This is a genomic window from Bacillus sp. D48C, assembly GCF_053345735.1.
In genome coordinates this window covers 118,982-137,761 of the sequence record NZ_JBKFAQ010000009.1, presented here as the reverse complement: position 1 = coordinate 137,761, position 18,780 = coordinate 118,982, and the positions used below count along the sequence as shown (strand labels likewise).

Annotated in this window: 17 protein-coding genes; 13 read left to right on the top strand and 4 right to left on the bottom strand. The window is 33.5% G+C overall.

Annotation, left to right across the window (positions count from 1 at the left end; all coding sequences use genetic code 11):
* The first annotated feature begins 235 nt into the window (after positions 1 to 235).
* From cydA to ACLBXA_RS20855, 10 genes are all read left to right on the top strand, one after another.
* Complete coding sequence (gene cydA, locus ACLBXA_RS20900; protein WP_000448870.1) at positions 236 to 1,639, top strand: cytochrome ubiquinol oxidase subunit I; 1,404 nt, start codon at positions 236 to 238, stop codon at positions 1,637 to 1,639.
* A complete protein-coding gene (gene cydB / locus ACLBXA_RS20895; RefSeq protein WP_000950083.1) occupies positions 1,626 to 2,642 on the top strand; it encodes a cytochrome d ubiquinol oxidase subunit II in 1,017 nt (338 codons plus the stop codon). The genes cydA and cydB overlap by 14 nt, the downstream gene beginning before the upstream one ends.
* The gene (gene cydD / locus ACLBXA_RS20890; protein ID WP_000824019.1) at positions 2,642 to 4,363 is read left to right on the top strand and encodes a thiol reductant ABC exporter subunit CydD; all 1,722 of its coding nucleotides are present in this window, start codon (positions 2,642 to 2,644) and stop codon (positions 4,361 to 4,363) included. Before cydB ends, cydD begins: the two co-directional genes overlap by 1 nt.
* Positions 4,360 to 6,084: a thiol reductant ABC exporter subunit CydC gene (gene cydC / locus ACLBXA_RS20885; RefSeq protein WP_063675229.1), complete on the top strand. Its 1,725-nt coding sequence runs from the start codon at positions 4,360 to 4,362 to the stop codon at positions 6,082 to 6,084. The genes cydD and cydC overlap by 4 nt, the downstream gene beginning before the upstream one ends.
* Positions 6,085 to 6,216: 132 nt before the next feature.
* Positions 6,217 to 7,365 carry a hypothetical protein gene (locus ACLBXA_RS20880; protein ID WP_000664257.1) on the top strand — a complete coding sequence of 383 codons (1,149 nt, stop codon included), beginning with the start codon at positions 6,217 to 6,219 and terminating at the stop codon, positions 7,363 to 7,365.
* A gap of 107 nt (positions 7,366 to 7,472) precedes the next feature.
* Positions 7,473 to 10,034 carry a glycosyltransferase gene (locus ACLBXA_RS20875; RefSeq protein ID WP_098900210.1) on the top strand — a complete coding sequence of 854 codons (2,562 nt, stop codon included), beginning with the start codon at positions 7,473 to 7,475 and terminating at the stop codon, positions 10,032 to 10,034.
* Between the two features lie 19 nt (positions 10,035 to 10,053).
* Positions 10,054 to 11,184 carry an aminotransferase class I/II-fold pyridoxal phosphate-dependent enzyme gene (locus ACLBXA_RS20870; RefSeq protein WP_086397420.1) on the top strand — a complete coding sequence of 377 codons (1,131 nt, stop codon included), beginning with the start codon at positions 10,054 to 10,056 and terminating at the stop codon, positions 11,182 to 11,184.
* Positions 11,177 to 11,743 carry an acyltransferase gene (locus ACLBXA_RS20865; protein ID WP_001084172.1) on the top strand — a complete coding sequence of 189 codons (567 nt, stop codon included), beginning with the start codon at positions 11,177 to 11,179 and terminating at the stop codon, positions 11,741 to 11,743. Before ACLBXA_RS20870 ends, ACLBXA_RS20865 begins: the two co-directional genes overlap by 8 nt.
* Before the next feature lie 184 nt (positions 11,744 to 11,927).
* Positions 11,928 to 12,149 carry a hypothetical protein gene (locus ACLBXA_RS20860; protein WP_000459099.1) on the top strand — a complete coding sequence of 74 codons (222 nt, stop codon included), beginning with the start codon at positions 11,928 to 11,930 and terminating at the stop codon, positions 12,147 to 12,149.
* Positions 12,150 to 12,239: 90 nt separating this feature from the next.
* On the top strand, positions 12,240 to 12,686 hold the full coding sequence (locus ACLBXA_RS20855) for a DUF6376 family protein (RefSeq protein ID WP_000695203.1): 447 nt from the start codon (positions 12,240 to 12,242) through the stop codon (positions 12,684 to 12,686).
* Between the two features lie 35 nt (positions 12,687 to 12,721).
* On the opposite strand, the gene ACLBXA_RS20850 is transcribed toward ACLBXA_RS20855, so the two are convergent.
* From ACLBXA_RS20850 to ACLBXA_RS20840, 3 genes are all read right to left on the bottom strand, one after another.
* On the bottom strand, positions 12,722 to 13,060 hold the full coding sequence (locus tag ACLBXA_RS20850; RefSeq protein WP_001089871.1) for an EamA family transporter: 339 nt from the start codon (positions 13,058 to 13,060) through the stop codon (positions 12,722 to 12,724).
* Complete coding sequence (locus ACLBXA_RS20845; RefSeq protein WP_000805128.1) at positions 13,053 to 13,394, bottom strand: EamA family transporter; 342 nt, start codon at positions 13,392 to 13,394, stop codon at positions 13,053 to 13,055. Before ACLBXA_RS20845 ends, ACLBXA_RS20850 begins: the two co-directional genes overlap by 8 nt.
* Before the next feature lie 143 nt (positions 13,395 to 13,537).
* Positions 13,538 to 14,539 carry a S66 family peptidase gene (locus ACLBXA_RS20840; RefSeq protein ID WP_000926336.1) on the bottom strand — a complete coding sequence of 334 codons (1,002 nt, stop codon included), beginning with the start codon at positions 14,537 to 14,539 and terminating at the stop codon, positions 13,538 to 13,540.
* A gap of 327 nt (positions 14,540 to 14,866) precedes the next feature.
* Between ACLBXA_RS20840 and ACLBXA_RS20835 the strand changes: the two genes are divergently transcribed.
* Entirely contained in the window at positions 14,867 to 15,820 is a 954-nt protein-coding gene (locus tag ACLBXA_RS20835; protein WP_001080883.1) for a D-alanyl-D-alanine carboxypeptidase family protein, read from the top strand.
* A 246-nt stretch (positions 15,821 to 16,066) separates the two neighbouring features.
* Entirely contained in the window at positions 16,067 to 16,669 is a 603-nt protein-coding gene (locus ACLBXA_RS20830; protein WP_002083262.1) for a nitroreductase family protein, read from the top strand.
* A gap of 42 nt (positions 16,670 to 16,711) precedes the next feature.
* Here ACLBXA_RS20830 and ACLBXA_RS20825 read toward each other — a convergent pair whose 3' ends face one another.
* On the bottom strand, positions 16,712 to 16,882 hold the full coding sequence (locus tag ACLBXA_RS20825) for a hypothetical protein (protein WP_001215911.1): 171 nt from the start codon (positions 16,880 to 16,882) through the stop codon (positions 16,712 to 16,714).
* A gap of 601 nt (positions 16,883 to 17,483) precedes the next feature.
* On the opposite strand from ACLBXA_RS20825, the gene entFM reads away from it, so the two are divergent.
* Positions 17,484 to 18,776, top strand: coding sequence for an enterotoxin EntFM (entFM, locus tag ACLBXA_RS20820; protein WP_098832517.1), 1,293 nt, complete (start codon positions 17,484 to 17,486; stop codon positions 18,774 to 18,776).
* The last annotated feature ends 4 nt before the right edge of the window (positions 18,777 to 18,780 follow it).

Sequence of the window (18,780 nt, the reverse complement as noted above, 5' to 3'; positions counted from 1 at the left end):
AAATAACCTGAATTTACTATGCAGGTATATTATACAATTCGATTAACGAATAAAACACTACAGAAATAGTGAAAAGGTAAAAATTAGCATTGCAATAGTTTGAAAAACTGAAACTTCATATTTTTCGACAATACATACAAAATGTTTTTGTCTTTTCGTATTTCTTAATAATTGAGTTTGATAAGATTGCTCAATTAACTTTTATTATAAAAACTATGAAGGAAGTGATTTTAGTATGGAAACGCTCGAATTGGCACGAATACAGTTCGCATCAACAACGATTTTCCATTACTTTTTTGTTCCGCTGTCAATTGGTTTAGCTTTTATTATTGCGATCATGCAAACGTTGTATGTGGTAAAAGGGCAAGAAGTATATAAGAAGATGGCAAAGTTTTGGACGCAATTATTCCTTATTAACTTTGCAGTAGGTGTAGTAACAGGTATTTTACAAGAATTTCAGTTTGGTATGAACTGGTCAACGTATTCACGTTTTGTAGGTGATGTATTTGGTCCCTCGCTTGCAATTGAAGGATTACTGGCATTTTTCATTGAGTCTACATTCCTAGGTTTATGGGTATTCGGTGAGGATAAATTACCGAAGCGAATTCACTTAATGTGTATTTGGCTCCTTTCAATTGGAACGATGTTATCAGCATTCTGGATTTTAACTGCAAGTGCATTTATGCAGTCACCTGTCGGGTATGAAATGGCAGCTGATGGTCGTGCACAAATGAATGATTTCTTAGCCATTATTCAAAACCCACAACTATGGGTACAATTCCCGCATACAATTACAGCAGCAATTGCAACAGGTGCATTCTTTATTGCGGGTGTAAGTGCATGGAAAATTACAAAAGGACAAGAAACTGTAGTATTTAAAAAATCTTTCCGCATTTCTATCATTGTTGGAACAATTACAACGGCGCTTGTATTATTCTTCGGTCATGCACAAGCGCAACAATTAATTAAGACACATCCAATGAAGATGGCGGCAGCTGAAGCACTATGGAATACAAGTGAGGATCCAGCGCCATTTACAGTATTTTCGAAAATTGATACAGAGAAGAAAGAAAATTCGTTTGAAATTCAAATCCCTTATATGCTAAGTCTATTATCGTATGATAAGTTTAGCGGTCAAGTTGAAGGGATGAATCAAATTCAAAAACAATATGAAGAAAAATATGGACCTGGGGATTATATTCCTCCAGTGCATACAATGTTTTGGAGTTTTAGAGCGATGGTAATGAGTGGAACATTCATGCTTCTTCTAGGAGCTTACGGATGGTTCTTATCAAGAAAAGATCGTTTAGCTGAAAAAACGTGGTATTTAAAATTAATGGTGTATGCAATTTCTCTTCCATTCATCGGTAATACAGTAGGGTGGATTATGACTGAAATGGGTCGTCAACCTTGGGTTGTATTTGGTGTAATGAAAACAGAAGATGCTGTATCACCAAATGTAACATTCGGTGAAGTATTATTCTCACTTATTTCATTCACATCAATGTATTTAATTATGGGTGGAATTTGTGTGTACTTATTTGTTCGTACCATTAAGGGCCACACGAATAAGAAAACGAAAAAGGATTATCAAAGCCATGATCCATTTGATAAGGAGGAAGAGTATGTTATCTCTTAATGAGTTATGGTTTTTAGTTATTGCAATCTTATTTGTTGGATTCTTCGTACTGGAAGGTTTCGACTTTGGGGTAGGAATGGTTTCGAGGTTTTTAGGAAAGAATGATTTTGAAAAACGAGTTTACTTAAATACAATAGGACCGTTCTGGCACGCGAATGAAGTATGGCTTGTTTGTGCTGGTGGAGCCATGTTTGCGGCATTTCCGCACTGGTATGCAACTTTATTTAGTGGTTTTTATATTCCGTTTGTATTTATGCTTCTTGCTTTAATTTTAAGAGGTGTTTCCTTTAAATTTCGTGCGAAAATAGATAATCATAAATGGAAGAGTGCGTGGGATTGGGGGATGTTTATTGGAAGTATGTTACCTCCTATCCTTTGGGGAGTTGCGATTGCAAACTTTATGGTAGGTGTACCTATTGATGAGAGTAAAAATGTTGTAGGTGGATTCCTGCAATTACTTCATCCATTTGCGTTACTTGGGGGAGTAATGTTTCTCCTACTATGTATTGTTCACGGATTACAATTTCTTACGATACGTACAACTGGTAAATTGAGAGAACGTGCACGAATTGCTGCAATAAAAATTGCACCATTTTCATTAATTACACTTCTTGTTTTTGCTGGTGTGGGGTTATGGAAAACCGACATTTTCACTGCTCATGGAACAGAATGGATTATGGTACCAATCGGAGCTTTTGTAGCACTATTAGTGTCCACTTTATTAAATAAAAGAAGAAGAGATGGTTGGGCTTTCTTTATGACGAGTTTAACAATCATTTTACTAAGTGCGAGTGTATTTATCGGTATGTTCCCACGTGTTATGATTAGCTCTTTAGGAGCAATGAATGATTTGACAATTTACAACGCAGCATCAGGAGCTTATGCATTAAAACTTATGACTTACTTTGCGATTGCTATTTTGCCTTTCGTTATCGGAAGTCAAATATGGAGTTATTATGTATTTAGACAACCTGTTAAGTCAGACAACGATTTGGAGTACTAATGAAAAGAAAAAGAGGACTTCCGTCTTATCCCGGTAGCCGTATTTTATATGTAGCGTTAACGATTATTAGTATTTTAGAAGCTTTTAGTATTATTGCGCAAACAATCTTTTTAGCACGAGCTATTACGTTTTTATTTCATGGAGAGACAGTACAAACAATATTAAGTGAAATTGTTTATTTTGGTATCGCGTTTGCAGCGCGTCACATAGTAGTTCGAACATCACAAATATTAGTGGAACGTTTTGCCGAAAAAACAGGGTCGTTACTAAGAAAACAATTGATAGAGGCATATTTCACATTAGGTCCAAGGTATGTTCAAACGGTTGGAACTGGTCATCTGGTTACCTTATCAATTGAGGGGATTGAGAAATTTAAAACATATATTGAATTAACGATTCCTAAAATGATTAGAAGCAGTATCGTTCCAGGTCTAATTGTACTATATGTTTTTACGCTAGATATTGAGTCTGGAATCATTTTAGTTGTAACGATTCCTATCGTGATCATATTTATGATTCTTCTCGGATTAGCAGCGCAAAAAATGGCAGATAGTCAGTATGAGATATATCGTGTACTTTCGAACCATTTTGTAGATACGTTAAAAGGTTTAGAAACATTAAAGTATTTAGGGAAAAGTGAACAGCACGAAGGAAAGATTGAAAAAGTAAGTAAAAGATATAGAAAAGCAACGATGCGTACTTTGCGAGTTGCTTTTCTTTCTTCTTTTGCATTAGATTTCTTTACGAGTTTATCAATCGCGTTTGTGGCAGTTGGATTAGGGATACGCTTAATAGATGGAACGATTATACTATTACCAGCCCTTACAATTTTGATTTTAGCTCCGGAATATTTTCTGCCGATTAAACAAGTGGGAGCAAATTATCATGCGACATTAGATGGACAAATTGCGATGGAGCAAATAGAAGAGATTTTGCAACAACAAAAAGGAATAGAAAAGAAAGATTTAAATGAAGATATAGTATGGAATGCCTCTAGTAGCTTGAAATTACAAGATATCAAAGTTAATAATACTGAATCTGAGAAGGCTATATTAGAAAGGATTAATTTTACTTGGGAAGGTAACGGTGCTATTGGTGTTATTGGTGAAAGTGGTGCGGGGAAATCGACGTTAATCGACGTATTAGCCGGGTTTTTATCTCCTTCGAGTGGAAAGATGTTAGTAAATGGTCTAGAAGTTGATGGATCTACTCGTGAAGATTGGCAAAAAAATATTGCTTACATTCCGCAGCAACCTTATATTTTTCCGCTTTCATTAAAGGATAACATTCGTTTTTATGAAACAAAAGCAACAGATGAAGAAGTTGAAAGAGTTATTAATGAAGTCGGCCTTCGTTCACTCGTTACATCACTTCCAAATGGGATGCACGAAAGAATTGGGGAAGGTGGACGTATGCTAAGTGGCGGACAAGAACAGCGTGTAGCTATGGCGCGTGCACTTTTAAGTAAAAAACCAATCATTTTATTAGATGAGCCTACGGCACATCTTGATATTGAAACCGAATTTGAAATAAAGCAAGCGATGTTACGTCTATTTAATGGAAAGTTAGTATTTTTAGCAACTCACCGTCTACATTGGATGAAACAAATGGACCATATCCTTATTTTAAATAAAGGGGAAATGAAAGAAAGTGGGACGTATGAAGAACTTTTAGAGAGTGAGACATTACATTTTCATAGGGAAGAGAGGGGAGAGAAATGAGTAACTGGGTTAAACCTTATATAAAACAAAATAAAGGTAGAATGACTTTAACTATTTTCCTTGGTCTTCTTGGAGTTAGTTCAGGAGCGATGTTACTTTTTATTTCAGGTTATTTAATCTCAAAATCTGCCCTTAGACCAGAAAATGTAATGGCTGTATATGTTCCTATTGTTGCAACAAGAGCGTTTAGTATAGGGCAAGCTGTGTTTCATTATATAGAGCGCTTAGTCGGACATGATGTCGTACTACGTATATTAGAAAAAATGAGAACGAAGCTATATAGAATAGTAGAACCACAGGCGTTATTTTTCCGTTCTCGATTTCAAACGGGTGATATGTTAGGAGTGTTATCCGAAGATATAGAGCATTTGCAAAACCTATATTTACGTACAATATTTCCTAGTATATTAGCGCTAGTTGTTTATAGTATCTTCGTACTTGTTATCGGTGCATTTGACCTTGTGTTTGCACTTATTGTAGGTTGTATGTTAGCTATTATCGTGTTTCTTCTTCCATTTGTATCATTACTTTTGATGAAGAAACACCATGTTACTTTAAAGCAAGGCAGAAGCCGTTTGTATCAACAACTGACGGATGCTGTTTTTGGATTATCTGATTGGCAGGCAAGTGGTCGTAAAGGTGAATTTATTAATGAGTATGTAAAACAAAATGATCAGTTGTTAAAAATCGAAAAGAGAGTGAAACGCTGGTATCATATTCGGGACAGTATCATTCAATCAGTAGTAGGTATTGTAGTTATTTCGATGATTATATGGACTGGAAATGAAGCGGCAAGTGAGCAAATTACTCCTACAGTTATCGCAGCTTTCGTATTAATGACTTTATCTGTAACGAATGCGCTTATTCCTATTGCAGATGCCATCGATCGAATCCCGTCGTATGTAGAATCTACCCATCGTCTTAATGGCGTAGAAAGTGATATTGTTTTACATGATAAAATGGATTTGTATGGAGATAATGATTACGTTGAACCAAGACATGTAGATATTGAACTGAATCACGTATCGTATAGTTATCCAGATAGTAATGAGATTGTATTAAAAGACGTATCATTACAAATAAAAGCAGGGAAGAAAATTGCTATTTTAGGCAGAAGTGGGACAGGGAAATCTACTTTACTAAAATTGTTAACAGGGGCGTTAAGCCCAGTAAACGGCCAAGTTGTATTGAATGGTGAACGAGCTCATACGAATCTTTTATCTAAATATATTTCTGTATTAAATCAAAAGCCCCATTTGTTTGATACGACAATTGGAAATAATGTACGAATTGGCAAACCAGAGGCGACGGACGAAGAGATATGGAAAGCTTTAGAGAAAGCACAATTAGCTTCACATATTACTTCTCTTCCGGACGGATTACAAACAAAAATGCATGAAATGGGAAAGCGGTTTTCTGGTGGTGAAAGACAAAGGGTTGCTTTTGCTAGAACTCTTATGCAAGAAACACCCATCATTGTACTTGATGAACCGACTATCGGTTTAGATCCGAAAACAGAATTGTCTTTAATTGAAACAATGTTTTCTGCAACGGAAGAAAAGACGGTTATTTGGATTACGCACCATCTTGTAGGAATAGAACATGTAGACGAAGTTATATTCCTTGATCGTGGCCAAATTGTCATGCAAGGTAGTCATAAACAACTTCTGAAAGAAAATGAAAAGTATCGTAAACTTTATGAGTTAGATAAAGGAATATGATTTGAATAAGCAATAATTGTAAAAATAGCTACGCCTAATGGTGGAGCTATTTTTTTGTTAGATTGCAGGTGTATATGATTGTTACGAATTAAAAATGAATTTCATATTATACATATAATGGAGGGGATGTACATGAAGGAGCAGTATAAAATCATTGTTTTAAGTGATGAATTATCCGGGGAGAGGATTCGAAATACATTAGACAAAAATAAATGTAAAACAATAGTTCATGTTGTAGACGTTTCAGATGTTGTTCGAATAGAAAATTCTTTTCAATATATAGTCATTTGGAGAGTGGAAGCAGAAAAACTTACAAATGACTTGATAAATAGGGGCGTGCAAAGTTCAAAAATTATTAATTTAACAAAATACATGTATGAATGGAAGGATAAATTAATTTCTATCTATCAAATAAATCCAGAGCTTATGTCTTTATACATTTCTATGAAAAAAGCAAAGAGTGATCCGACGTATGAATTGTTTGCTACCGGTTTGTCTTATCCACATTGTGGCATAAGTACGGAGCTCCTCTCAAAAAAGTCAATAAAATTAACACTTCCATCGCAAGATCTATACTATGATTATTTAATAGCGTCACAACTTCTATCAAACACTCATTCATTTCAATATTGTTTAATAGGAATAGCCTATTTTTCGTTTTTCTTTGATATGTCGTTATCATCTGAATCATATAGAATTCACAAAGTATATTATCCATTGTTTCAAGATGGTCATCATACTGTAGTTCATTCTCCTCTACCCACTGATGGATTCTCACATCTAAATACTCCGAAACCACTTCTTTCTATTTTTAATTTGCATTTTGAATATATTTTATTAGATGAACTAAAAGATGAATCATTGGTACTGCCTTGGATAAATGCTGAATGGAATACTACTCCTCTTTACATTCCTTTTGAAGAACACGGGAAAATAAGAGCAGCTTCACACGCTAAATTGGCGTATCCTCATACTTTAGTTGAAAATAAAATGATTTTTAAGAAATATTTAGAATTACTATTAAAAAACGATATAAAGCCATTAATTGTTGTATTCCCTGTTACTTCACATTATTTCAATTGTAGTAGTAAGAAATTAAAAGAAGATTTTTATAAAGTTATAAATGAGTTTCAAACTCAATATTCTTTTCAAATCATAGATCTATTTGATTCGCCATTATTTTGTGAGGATGATTTTTATGATAGTGATCATATGAATAAAAAAGGTGCAAATAAAATGTCCGCGTTATTAAATATGTTTATTCAGGAACGAAAAGTATGATATTTTGTTTCATGTTTGCATAAAAGTATATAGGCTCCATACAGTTAAAGTAATGTGATTTTTGTGTCGCGTATATAAATAATATGCGAAGAGGTGAGAGAGTTAAAATGAGAAATCGTATTGAAAGAATTGAAGAGGTCGTAGAGCAACTTCCGTTGGTAAGTGTGTTAATTCCTACGTATAATCGTCCTCGCTACTTTGAAAAGGCGTTATGTAGTGTGTTAGAACAAACGTACCCTAATATAGAAATTATAGTTGGAGATGACAGCACGAATGACGAAACAGAAAAGGTGTTACAAAAATATTTATGTGATCATTTAAATATTATTTATATAAAAAACAGATCAACTCTCGGACAATTTGAAAATGCGCTAATGTTATTTCATGAAGCGAACGGTGAGTATATAAATTTTTTAATGGATGATGATATATTTCATGTGAATAAAATTGAAAAGATGATGAAGTATTTTTTCAATGATCTAGATAATGAAATTAAGCTAGTAACATCTCATCGTCAAGTAATTGATGATAAAGGGAAAGAACTACGACATATTTATTCAACTGTTCGTTTATTTGAAGAGGATACGATTATAGAGGGAATAGAATTAGGAAATAAGGTAATTGTGGATCAAAAAAATTATATTGGAGAACCAACAACAGTTTTATTTCGTAAAAATGAGTTACAAGAACCGTATGGGATTTTTGATAAGAGGCGGTATTTATGTAATGTAGATATAGCTTCATGGTTATCTTTATTAAGTGAAGGAAAAGCAGTATATATAGCAGAGACACTTAGTTACTTTCGATTACATCCAGATCAACAGTTAAATGAATCTAATAAAATAATGGATGGGTTAGAAGATTTTTCACACAGTATTATAGCGGGAGAAAAATATGGTTTCTTATCCAACGAAAAAGATTTAGACAAAGCGATAACTAATTTTCTAGATTATGCAAGAAGGATAGTTCCATCATCGATATTATATACATTAGACTATTACCAAAAAATTAGAGGAAAGAAAATAAATATAGAAAAGAAAAAACAGCATATAAATAATAATTCTTCTTTACCGAAAGTAAGTATACTTATTCCTGCATACAATAGACCTTATTACTTGGAATTAGCGCTCAACAGTGCTCTGAATCAAACATATGAAAATATAGAAATTATTATTTCTGACGACAGTACAAATAATGAAGTCAATGTTATGATTCAACCGTACTTACTTGAATATGAGTGTATTACATATGTTAAAAATGAAACGCCATTAGTTGCTGAAAACTTTAATAAGTGTATAGAACTTGCGAATGGCGATTATATAAACTTTTTATTAGATGATGACTTATTTCATCATGAAAAGATCGAGAGAATGATGAAATACTTTTTGGCATTAGAAAACATTTCATTTGTGACGTCATATCGTGAACTGATTGATGAGAATGGAGAGATATTACCACCTTCAACATTGAATATGAAAATCGCGAAAGAAACAACACTTTTTGAAGGAAAAGAATTAGGGAATTATATGTTAAAAAACTTAAAAAATATAGTTGGTGAGCCGACAACTGTTTTGTTTAATCGGGATTTGTTTGAAGGTAAGTTTGGGTATTTTAAAGGAAAGGCTTATTCTGCTATTAATGATATTGCAACTTGGATAGATATGATGAGAAAAGGAAAAGTAGTTTATATACAAGAACCTCTTAGTTATTTTAGACAACATAGTGGACAAAATCAAAAACAAATGCATTTTATGTTAATGACAATTGAAGAGTGGATTGAATTAATTATAGATGCATATAATAGTGGATTTTTAAGTTCTGAAAGTGAGTATAAAGAGAGTTTATCTTATTGTTTAGAAAATGCGGGATTTATAGTTAAGGATGCAGTAAGAAACGGCGAAATAGATCAAATTTATAATGAAAAGATAAAAAAAGGGTTACACAAATTAGTTGCTCACATGTTTGAGAAAGAATTCTGTTATTGTCAATATTGCAATCAACAATTTGAAAAATTTTCACCTTGGCCAGCACATTATGATTTTCCGAAATATAAATTTGAGATGTGGAATAAAGATACAGGGATATGTCCAGTTTGTAATTCGATGGATCGTGAAAGATTGTATCGTACATACATTGAAACGGAAACAGACTTGTTAAATAGAAACTATACTATGCTTCATATTGCACCTGAAGCGAAGTTAAGAGATTGGTTTAACGAGTATAAAAATATTACGTACGTATGTGGTGACTTAGAACCAAAGGATCCATTAATGAAGGAAATTGATGTTACAAGGATTACATATGATAGTAATACCTTTGATGTAATATTATGTAGCCATGTGTTAGAACACGTTCCTGATGATGACAAAGCAATGCGAGAGTTATATAGAGTGTTAAAGCCAAATGGATGGGGAATTATTCAAGTACCAATCGTAATGAATGTAGATTTTATTGTAGAGAATGAATTAATTGTAACACCACAATTGAGGAAATTAGCTTTTGGTCAAGAAGATCATGTGAGAATTTATAATCAATCGGGATTTATTCAACGATTAATGAATGCAGGATTTAAGGTGGAATTATATAACATAGCGGAAAAACAAGGAATGAAAAGTGCTAGGAAATTTGGATTATCTGAAACAGATATGCTCTATATTGTCCGAAAATGATAGGAAGGAATAGATAGATATGGAGAATATTCCTTTTTTACGTGCTTCAACTGTACCTGTAATTGAGTATTTGGACGAATTGAAGGAAATTGATACATCTCACATATATACGAATTATGGACCTATAAATCAACGTTTTGAGGAAACAATTATGTCGGTATTTTTTCAAAACAGGGGAGCTGTTACAACAGTAGCAAACGCAACGTTAGGGTTAATGGCGGCTATTCAACTAAAGAAAAGAAGAAAGGGAAAGTATGCTCTCATGCCTAGCTTTACATTCCCTGCGACTGCCTTAGCCGCTATTTGGTGTGGATTGGAACCTTACTTTATTGATATTTCAATAGATGATTGGTATATGGATAAAACCGTACTTTTGGATAAGATAGAAGAATTAAAAGAAGAGGTTGCGATTGTTGTCCCGTACGCCACTTTTGGATCATGGATGAACTTAGAAGAATATGAAGAATTAGAGAAGAAGGGGATTCCGGTTGTCGTAGATGCGGCACCGGGATTTGGATTAATGAATAGAGGGATGCATTACGGTCAAGATTTTAGTGGAATGATCGTATATAGCTTTCATGCAACAAAGCCTTTCGGAATTGGTGAAGGAGGGCTCATATATAGTAAAAACGAAGAAGATATACAACGTATTAAAAGAATGGGGAATTTCGGATTTGATAAAAATCGTGAATGCACGATGATGGGGTTTAATTGCAAAATGTCTGAATACGCAGCGGCTATTGGGATTGCGACTATAAAAAAGTGGGATCAAAAATTAAAAGAACGAACCCGTATTTCTAAATGGTATAAACAGTTGTTACAAAGTACTGGGTTAATGAAAAAAGGGTGGGGAGTTCAAAAGACAGAAGCAGTTATTCACCAATTTATGCCTATCATTTGTCCAGAAGAAGTTCACAACATACAAGTAATAGAAGAGCTGAAAAAACAGAAAATAGAAGCTAGATTATACTTTTCACCATCTTGCCACCAACAAGTTCTTTTTAGAAAATATAAGTCTACAGATTTAACAAAAACGAATAAAATAGCAAAACGAATCGTAAGTTTACCTTTATGGGAAGGAATGACGAAAGAACTAGTAGAGCAAATTGTAATCTGTTTAGAGCAGAAGGTGGTGTCGGTAGATGAATAGTTTTTATAGTCAAGAAGAGCTAAAGAAAATTGGGTTTTTATCTGTTGGGAAAAATGTATTGATTAGTAAAAAAGCAAGTATATATAATCCGGGTGCTATATCAATTGGTAATCATGTAAGAATTGATGATTTTTGCATTTTAAGTGGCAAAATCACAATTGGAAGTTATTCGCACATATCAGCGTATACAGCGTTATATGGAGGGGAAGTTGGGATTGAAATGCATGATTTTGCAAACATCTCAGCTAAAACAATTGTATATGCAGTACTTGATGATTTCAGTGGAAATACATTAATGGGGCCAACCGTCCCGAATCAATATAGGGATGTGAAAGCAGAAAAAGTTATTTTAAAAAAACATGTGATTATTGGTGCTAATTCTATTGTTTTTCCAAATGTAACTGTAGGAGAAGGTACGGCAGTCGGCGCGATGAGTATGGTAAAAGAGAGTTTAGATGATTGGTATATTTACGCTGGAGTTCCCGTAAGGAAAGTAAAACCTCGTCAAAAAAAGATGCTAGAGTTAGAAATTGATTTTTTAAAAAGCATTCATTCTTAACAAAAAAGAATGAATGCTTTTTATTTTTATCCCGCTATTTGCCGGTAAAGATTCGACTGGTGAGGGCTAATTAAAGTTTCACTTTATGATAGAGCAGAGTGTATCTTAACTTATTATGTTTTAAATTTTGCTGACCAAGGCAATACTGAGCCATAGTGAATGTAAAGTTGGAGGGCGAGCGTATATGTTTGATGAGGATGGGATTGTATTAATTATGGAACCAGCTGATGAAAGAAACTTGAGGAGATTTATTTTTTCAGTGCCAAAGTCAGTGTATGAAAAGAAGGGGCTTACATTACACTATGGAACAGCTATAGGACAAGGATATATGGATATAATTGAAGATATTATAAGCGTACATATAGAAATAGATGTTGTAACGATAATAGGGCATGTAAGAGGATAAATAGCTATTTGAAAAAGGTTATAAACAATTTAGCTAGAAGTTATGTATAGAGAAAACTACAGACAATTATAAAAACGAAGGGAGTCTAAAATGAAAATAAAATCAATTTTATTAGTATTTATAGTTTCAATTGGTTTAATGGGATGTTCAATAGTGGAGGAAGGAAAGAACTCGATAGATTATGCTCAAAAGGCGACAGACTATGTAAATGAAATAAGTGCATTTGCAAATGATGCACCAGCATTAGCAGAAAAGGCCGTTAATGATAGTGAGGCTCGAAAAGAATTAGAAACGAAGCTTAGTGAAATTAAACAAGATATACCCGCATTCAATGAATTAACGCCACCTGATGTAGCAAAGGATCTTCATCAACAAATCGTCGGATATAACGAAAAGTTAAATACGTTAATTGATACGGCGATGACAAAGATAGAAGAAGGGAAAGTGGATGTAGAGCAATTTAAAAACTCAGAGCTTATGCAGACGGTAGATCAAGTTCGAGATTTGAAAGATAAGGTGCAAAATTTAGGTCAATAGTAAAAAGCTCCGTTTGTGATAAACGGAGCTTTTTACTATTGGATACAATAAACGATTACACCAAAGATAATAATCATGTTACCGATGAGTTTACGTTTCGTTATTTTTTCCCCTAGGAAATACCAACCGAAAATTAATATGATGATATAACTTAAGGATTCTAATGCTGATGCTTGTTTTAATTCCATGCCCTTCATGGCGATTACATTTAATCCAGCGTTAAGTACAAATAAAGAGTAGCCGATAATAACATAAGGATTCACATATTCTTTTATTCTAGAATCGTATTGTTGTAAAGTAGCTTTTTTTAATAATATTTGTGAGTAATTAGCTAAAATTATCCCGAAAATAAATAATAACATATAACTATTCATCTTTTGTCACCACCACAATTCCGACGATAATAATAGCTGCACCAAGTAAATGATTCCACTGAATCGTATCTCCAAATAGAAATACTGACCAAAGCATTGACCATAGTATAATAATCCCGCGATGTGAATATGCTTTTGAAATTTCGAAATGTTTAATTACTTGTTGCCATAAAATTGCATATCCGAATAAAAGTACAACTAGTCCGAAATAAGCAATAAAAAATGAGATTGAAGCAATTGGAAATTGAGCTGCCCATTTCATGTAAACCATAATGATAGAATATATCAAAAAAGCTACATGTAAAAATACATAATTTTTAATAGTTGGTTTCATTTATTCACTCTCTTTTGCATATAAATATATATCTATACCTAATTTTTCTAATGATAGATATTGGAACGTATTTTGTTTAATCTTTCACATTCCAAAGTATATAGTATCATGGCTTTTATTGTAAAACAATAGAAGCCATGCATTCATTTTTTCCAAGGTTCTACAATATGTATCGTTTTATTTGTTGCATCTAACTCTACTTGAACACCGATAGGCATGGTAATCATTGGATGTGTATGACAACAATCGAAGTCGGCTAGAAAAGGAATTCTTTGATTTTGAAGTACTTCTAATAGTATTTCAAAAGGTTTTCGATTTGTACCACAATCATCAAATTGCTCATGTTTTCCAAGAATGATACCTGAAATTTTATCGAATACACCGTTAATTTTAAGGAATGAAAAGCTTCTTTCGATAGTAGCTGCATCTTTTGAACTGTCCTCAATAAAGAGAATATCGCCCTCTTGAATATGTGGCATATAGGGGCTACCAAAAATTCCTTGTATCGTGTTTAAATTCCCGCCAATAATACGCCCAGTAGCTTTTCCATCAATTACTGAAATCCAATTGTTTGGTCGAAGTTCTTTCTCCTTCGTCTTTTTTTCCCAATTAATAAATTCATCTGACCAAAATAATGGTTGTTTTATATGATAAGGAAGAGATTGATCATGTAGTAAAGTTTCTGCAAAATATTTGTATGTGCAATTAACAAAAGGTTCAAATTCGCCAAAGGAAGGGACGAGAGCTGGCCCATAAAATGTAGGAATTCCTGTTTTAACATAAATTCCTAGTAATAAAGCAGTTGCATCTGAATATCCAATCATTATTTTAGGGTTATTTAGAAAAGCATCATAATCAATATAAGGTAATAGTGAATTTGAATTCATCCCACCAATTGTTGACATAATACAAGAAATATTAGGATTTCTTATCAAGGCATTTAGTTCCTCAGCGCGCTCTTGTATACTACCAGAACGATAAAAATCATATCGACCTGTTAATGAACCTTCTAATATATGAAACCCTTTCTGTTGTAAGTAAGATTTTGCTCGTTCAAATCTTTTTAGAGAAGTGTAAGTTACTGGTGAAGAAGGGGAATAGATCCCAATTGTGTCTCCGTATTGCAATGATTTTGGAAGTAGCATTTGAATGAATCCCTTCTATTAAATAGTTTATCCCGCTATTTGCTGTGCAGTAAGATCCCCACCTCAAAATTCAGTGAAAGCGAAGAAGTTAGGTGGGGGGCGGGCTGCCCGTAAAAGCCCGATTGGTGGGGCTGATTAAAGTTTCCTTTATTTACGAGAATTCATTATTGAATATTCTTACGTTTCAATATTGTAAGTTTACCATAAATAAATTAAAATAATCATTGCTGTATATGAATAAACATACCTTTTTGCCTTGACTGTATAAAGGAATTGTTGTTAAGGTTAAATGTGAGTGTATAAAAGGTTTGCTAAAGGAGTTTTGAAATGAATCGGTTAAAATGGGGAAGGATGACAGTCCTATTAGTCATTATTTTAGGGGTATGTTGGTTCTTATTCCAAGGAAATCAAAAGAGCGTAGCAAATGTAGAGGGACAACCTTTGCAAGTGGCAGAACTACCTAAAGCAGGATTTTCTGAAAAAGTAGTCCCGCCAAAGTACATCCCACCAGAAATTAATGCAAAAGCAGCTATGATTATCGATGCGAGTGATGGAGATATTATTTATCAATATAATGAAAATGAAGCTTTTGCACCGGCTAGTATGTCTAAGATGATGACAGCGTATCTCCTACTAGAGAGTATACATAACGGGAAAGTTCGCTGGGAAGATCCAGTTAAAATGAGTGCGAAGGCGGCACAAACAGAGGGAGCGAGAATCCCAGTACAAGTTAATGACACATTAACTGTTAAAGATTTATATCATGCATTAATGATTGAGTCAGCTAATAATTCAGCTGTGGCTTTAGCAGAACATATGGCAAAATCGGAGAAAGATTTCGTTCAGCTTATGGATGCAAAAGCGAAACAGTTAAAAATGTCGGAACATGCTAAATTTGCAAATGCTTCTGGATTACAAGAGCCAGATGGAAGTGAAACAAAAATGACGGCTGCTGATGTAGCACAATTGGCGTATCATCTTATAAAAGATTATCCGGAAATATTAGAAGTGACTCACTTGCGTCAAAGTCAGCTAGCATTTAATAATATTAATGTTATAAGCACAAACGACATGTTAAACAAAAATAATAAAAGTTTATATATAGAAGGAATGGACGGACTAAAAACAGGATTTACAGATAGTGCAGGATATTGTTTTACTGGGACTGCCAAGCAAGGTGATAACAGAATTATTACAGTAGTCATGGGGACCTCAAGTAAAACAAAACGTTTTACAGAGACGAATAAGTTAATGTCGTATGCATTTGGATTAGTTAATTAAGTAAGTAAAATACCAATCTAGATCGCTACATAAGTAAGGCTGTTTGTTGTTACTAATTTTAGATAACAATAAACAGTCTTTTTATTTTAACTTTAAAAAGGCAAAAGATTCTAAATACAAGTGTTATCATTTGAGTTTATTTGTTGCTGTGATATTATAAAGTTATAAGCTTATTAATAATAAGTTTGAGGGGCGTAATATGATGTATACATATGAAATAGCCTCAATTGAAAATTGGAGGGAATTATGATGGCAAAAGATTTTTACTCAGCAATTGAAGACAGAAGATCTATTTATGCAATTAGTAAAGAGCAAGTAGTTTCTGATGAGAAAATTCAAGAAGTGATTTATCATGCTGTAAAACATACACCTTCAGCTTTTAATTCTCAAAGTGCTCGTGTTGTTGTTTTATTAGGAGAACAACATGATAAATTATGGGATATTACGAAAGAAACGTTAAGAAAAATTGTACCTGAAAATAACTTTGCACCTACTGAAGAAAAAATGAATGCATTTAAAAGTGGTTATGGGACGGTTTTATATTTTGAAGACAGTGAAGTAGTGGAAGGCCTTCAAGCAAACTTTGCATTATATAAAGATAATTTCCCAACTTGGTCTCAGCAATCATCAGGAATGTTACAATTTGCAATTTGGACAGCTTTAGAAATTGAAGGGTTTGGTGCTACGTTACAGCATTACAATCCGCTAATTGATGAAGAAGTGAGAAAAGAGTGGGATGTTCCAGGAAATTGGAAACTCACTGCGCAAATGCCATTTGGTAAACCGGTAGTACAGGCTGGTGAAAAAGAATTCCAATCGTTAGAAAACCGTGTAAAAATTTATAAATAATTTGATAAAAGGTGAACAGGAATATAACCTGTTCGCCTTTTTTTATAAGTAATAAGGTTTTTTTTGTCCTTCATTTTTTATCTGATTTTTCAATTCATCTTTACGTGTTTCAACAACTGATATTTTTTGTAATGTTATCATTGAAACGAATTGAATAAAAGCATAGTACAGCTCTATATTTTTTTGTATAGGATCATCTATTATATGTCTCACAAATATGCCTCCTCTTTTTATTAGGATATGTATATAATACTATGGTTATCCTATAAATTCTATAATCAGAAAAAGAGAACAATTGGTATAGTGTGTGCTTTCTTTAAAGGAGAAATGGTTTTTATAAAATAAATCTTACAATTCGTCAAATTATTTCAAAATTGTAGATAGTATAGAAAATTAGTTTTCTAAAAATATTATACTATTGATTAATAGAGTGATTTTTGTCATGATGAAAGTATACTTTATGTAAGGAGCTTTATAAGGAAATACATAATGTAGTTTGTATTAGGTTAATAGAATTTTTCATAGAAGATAGAAAAGGGATATTTTATATTGAGATATTAAATGAAATGTCGAATTTTTATGCGATATACAAGAAATTTGAAAAAATCATTGCAAAAACACTATGTTTAATGATAAAGTTCACATGAAGTTCACACGGATTTCACTTTGTTCATTTAAAATGAACTCTGTGTGAAAAATAAAACTCTTGCTAAAAAATGGAACTGGATGAATATTTTACTTTGATAATATTGTAAAGTATTAAAGTTTTAAGTTTTTTTAAGAGGATAGTAGGGAAAGGAAGTAAAGACAACTTATGAAAAAAGTAATTGCAGGTTTAGCAGCAGCTTCTGTAGCTGGCGTTGCAGTTCCAGGAATGGATTCTGCTCATGCACAAGTTTCAAATGAAGCGCTAAAAGAAATTAATGGACAAACTCAAACTCAAACTCAAACGACTGTAACTGAAACAAAAACTGTAGAAACAACTTCTGAATTAAAATACACAGTAACTGCTGATGTATTAAATGTTCGTTCAGGTGCTGGTACAGGACATAACGTTATTTCTAAAGTAAAATCAGGCCAAGTGCTACAAGTAGTTGGACAAGAAAATGGTTGGTTCAAAGTAAACGTAAATGGTCAAACAGGTTATGTAAGTGGTGACTTCGTAACGACTGGTGGCAAAACAGGAACGACTGTTCAACAAGGAACAGGTACTTACACAGTAAACGTTTCTTCACTTAACGTACGTACAGGCCCAAGTACATCTCATACAGTATTAGGTTCTGTAAACAAAGGTAAAACAGTACAAGTTGTAGGTGAAGTACAAGATTGGTTTAAAATCAACTTCAATGGTGGAACTGGATACGTAAGCAAAGACTTCGTAACAAAAGGTGGTTCTGCTGTATCTAACGAAACACAACAACCAACTACAAACAACAATACTACAATAGTTCAAACTGGTGGTTCTTATGTTGTTAACACTGGTGCTTTAAAAGTACGTACAGGCCCAGCTACATACAACGCTGTAATCGGTGGAGTAACAAATGGTAAAGTATTAAACGTTACTGGCGCTGAAAATGGTTGGTACAAAATTAACCATAACGGCCGCACAGGTTACGTAAGTGCAGACTTCGTTAAGTTTGTAAAAGGCGGAGTAAATAACGTTACAAATAACAATAACAATAACGTTACAAATAACGTTCAACAACCAGGTAAAGACGTACAAAAACCAACAACAGGTGGAGATACATCTTCAATCGCTGGATTCGCTAGATCTTTAAATGGTTCACCATACAGAACTGCTGGTACAACACCTGCTGGTTTTGACTGCAGTGGATTCATTCACTACGTATTAAATCAAACTGGTCATAAAGGCGCTCGTCAAACAGTTGCTGGATACTGGAGCTCTAAAACAAAAACTAGCAATCCACAACCAGGTGATTTAGTATACTTCCAAAATACTTATAAATCAGGTCCTTCTCACATGGGTGTTTACTTAGGAAACGGTCAGTTCATTAGTGCAGAAACAGATGCAACTGGTGTACGTATTAGTTCTGTAAGTAACTCTTACTGGAGCAAGCACATTTTAGGTTACACAAAAGCATACTAAGAAA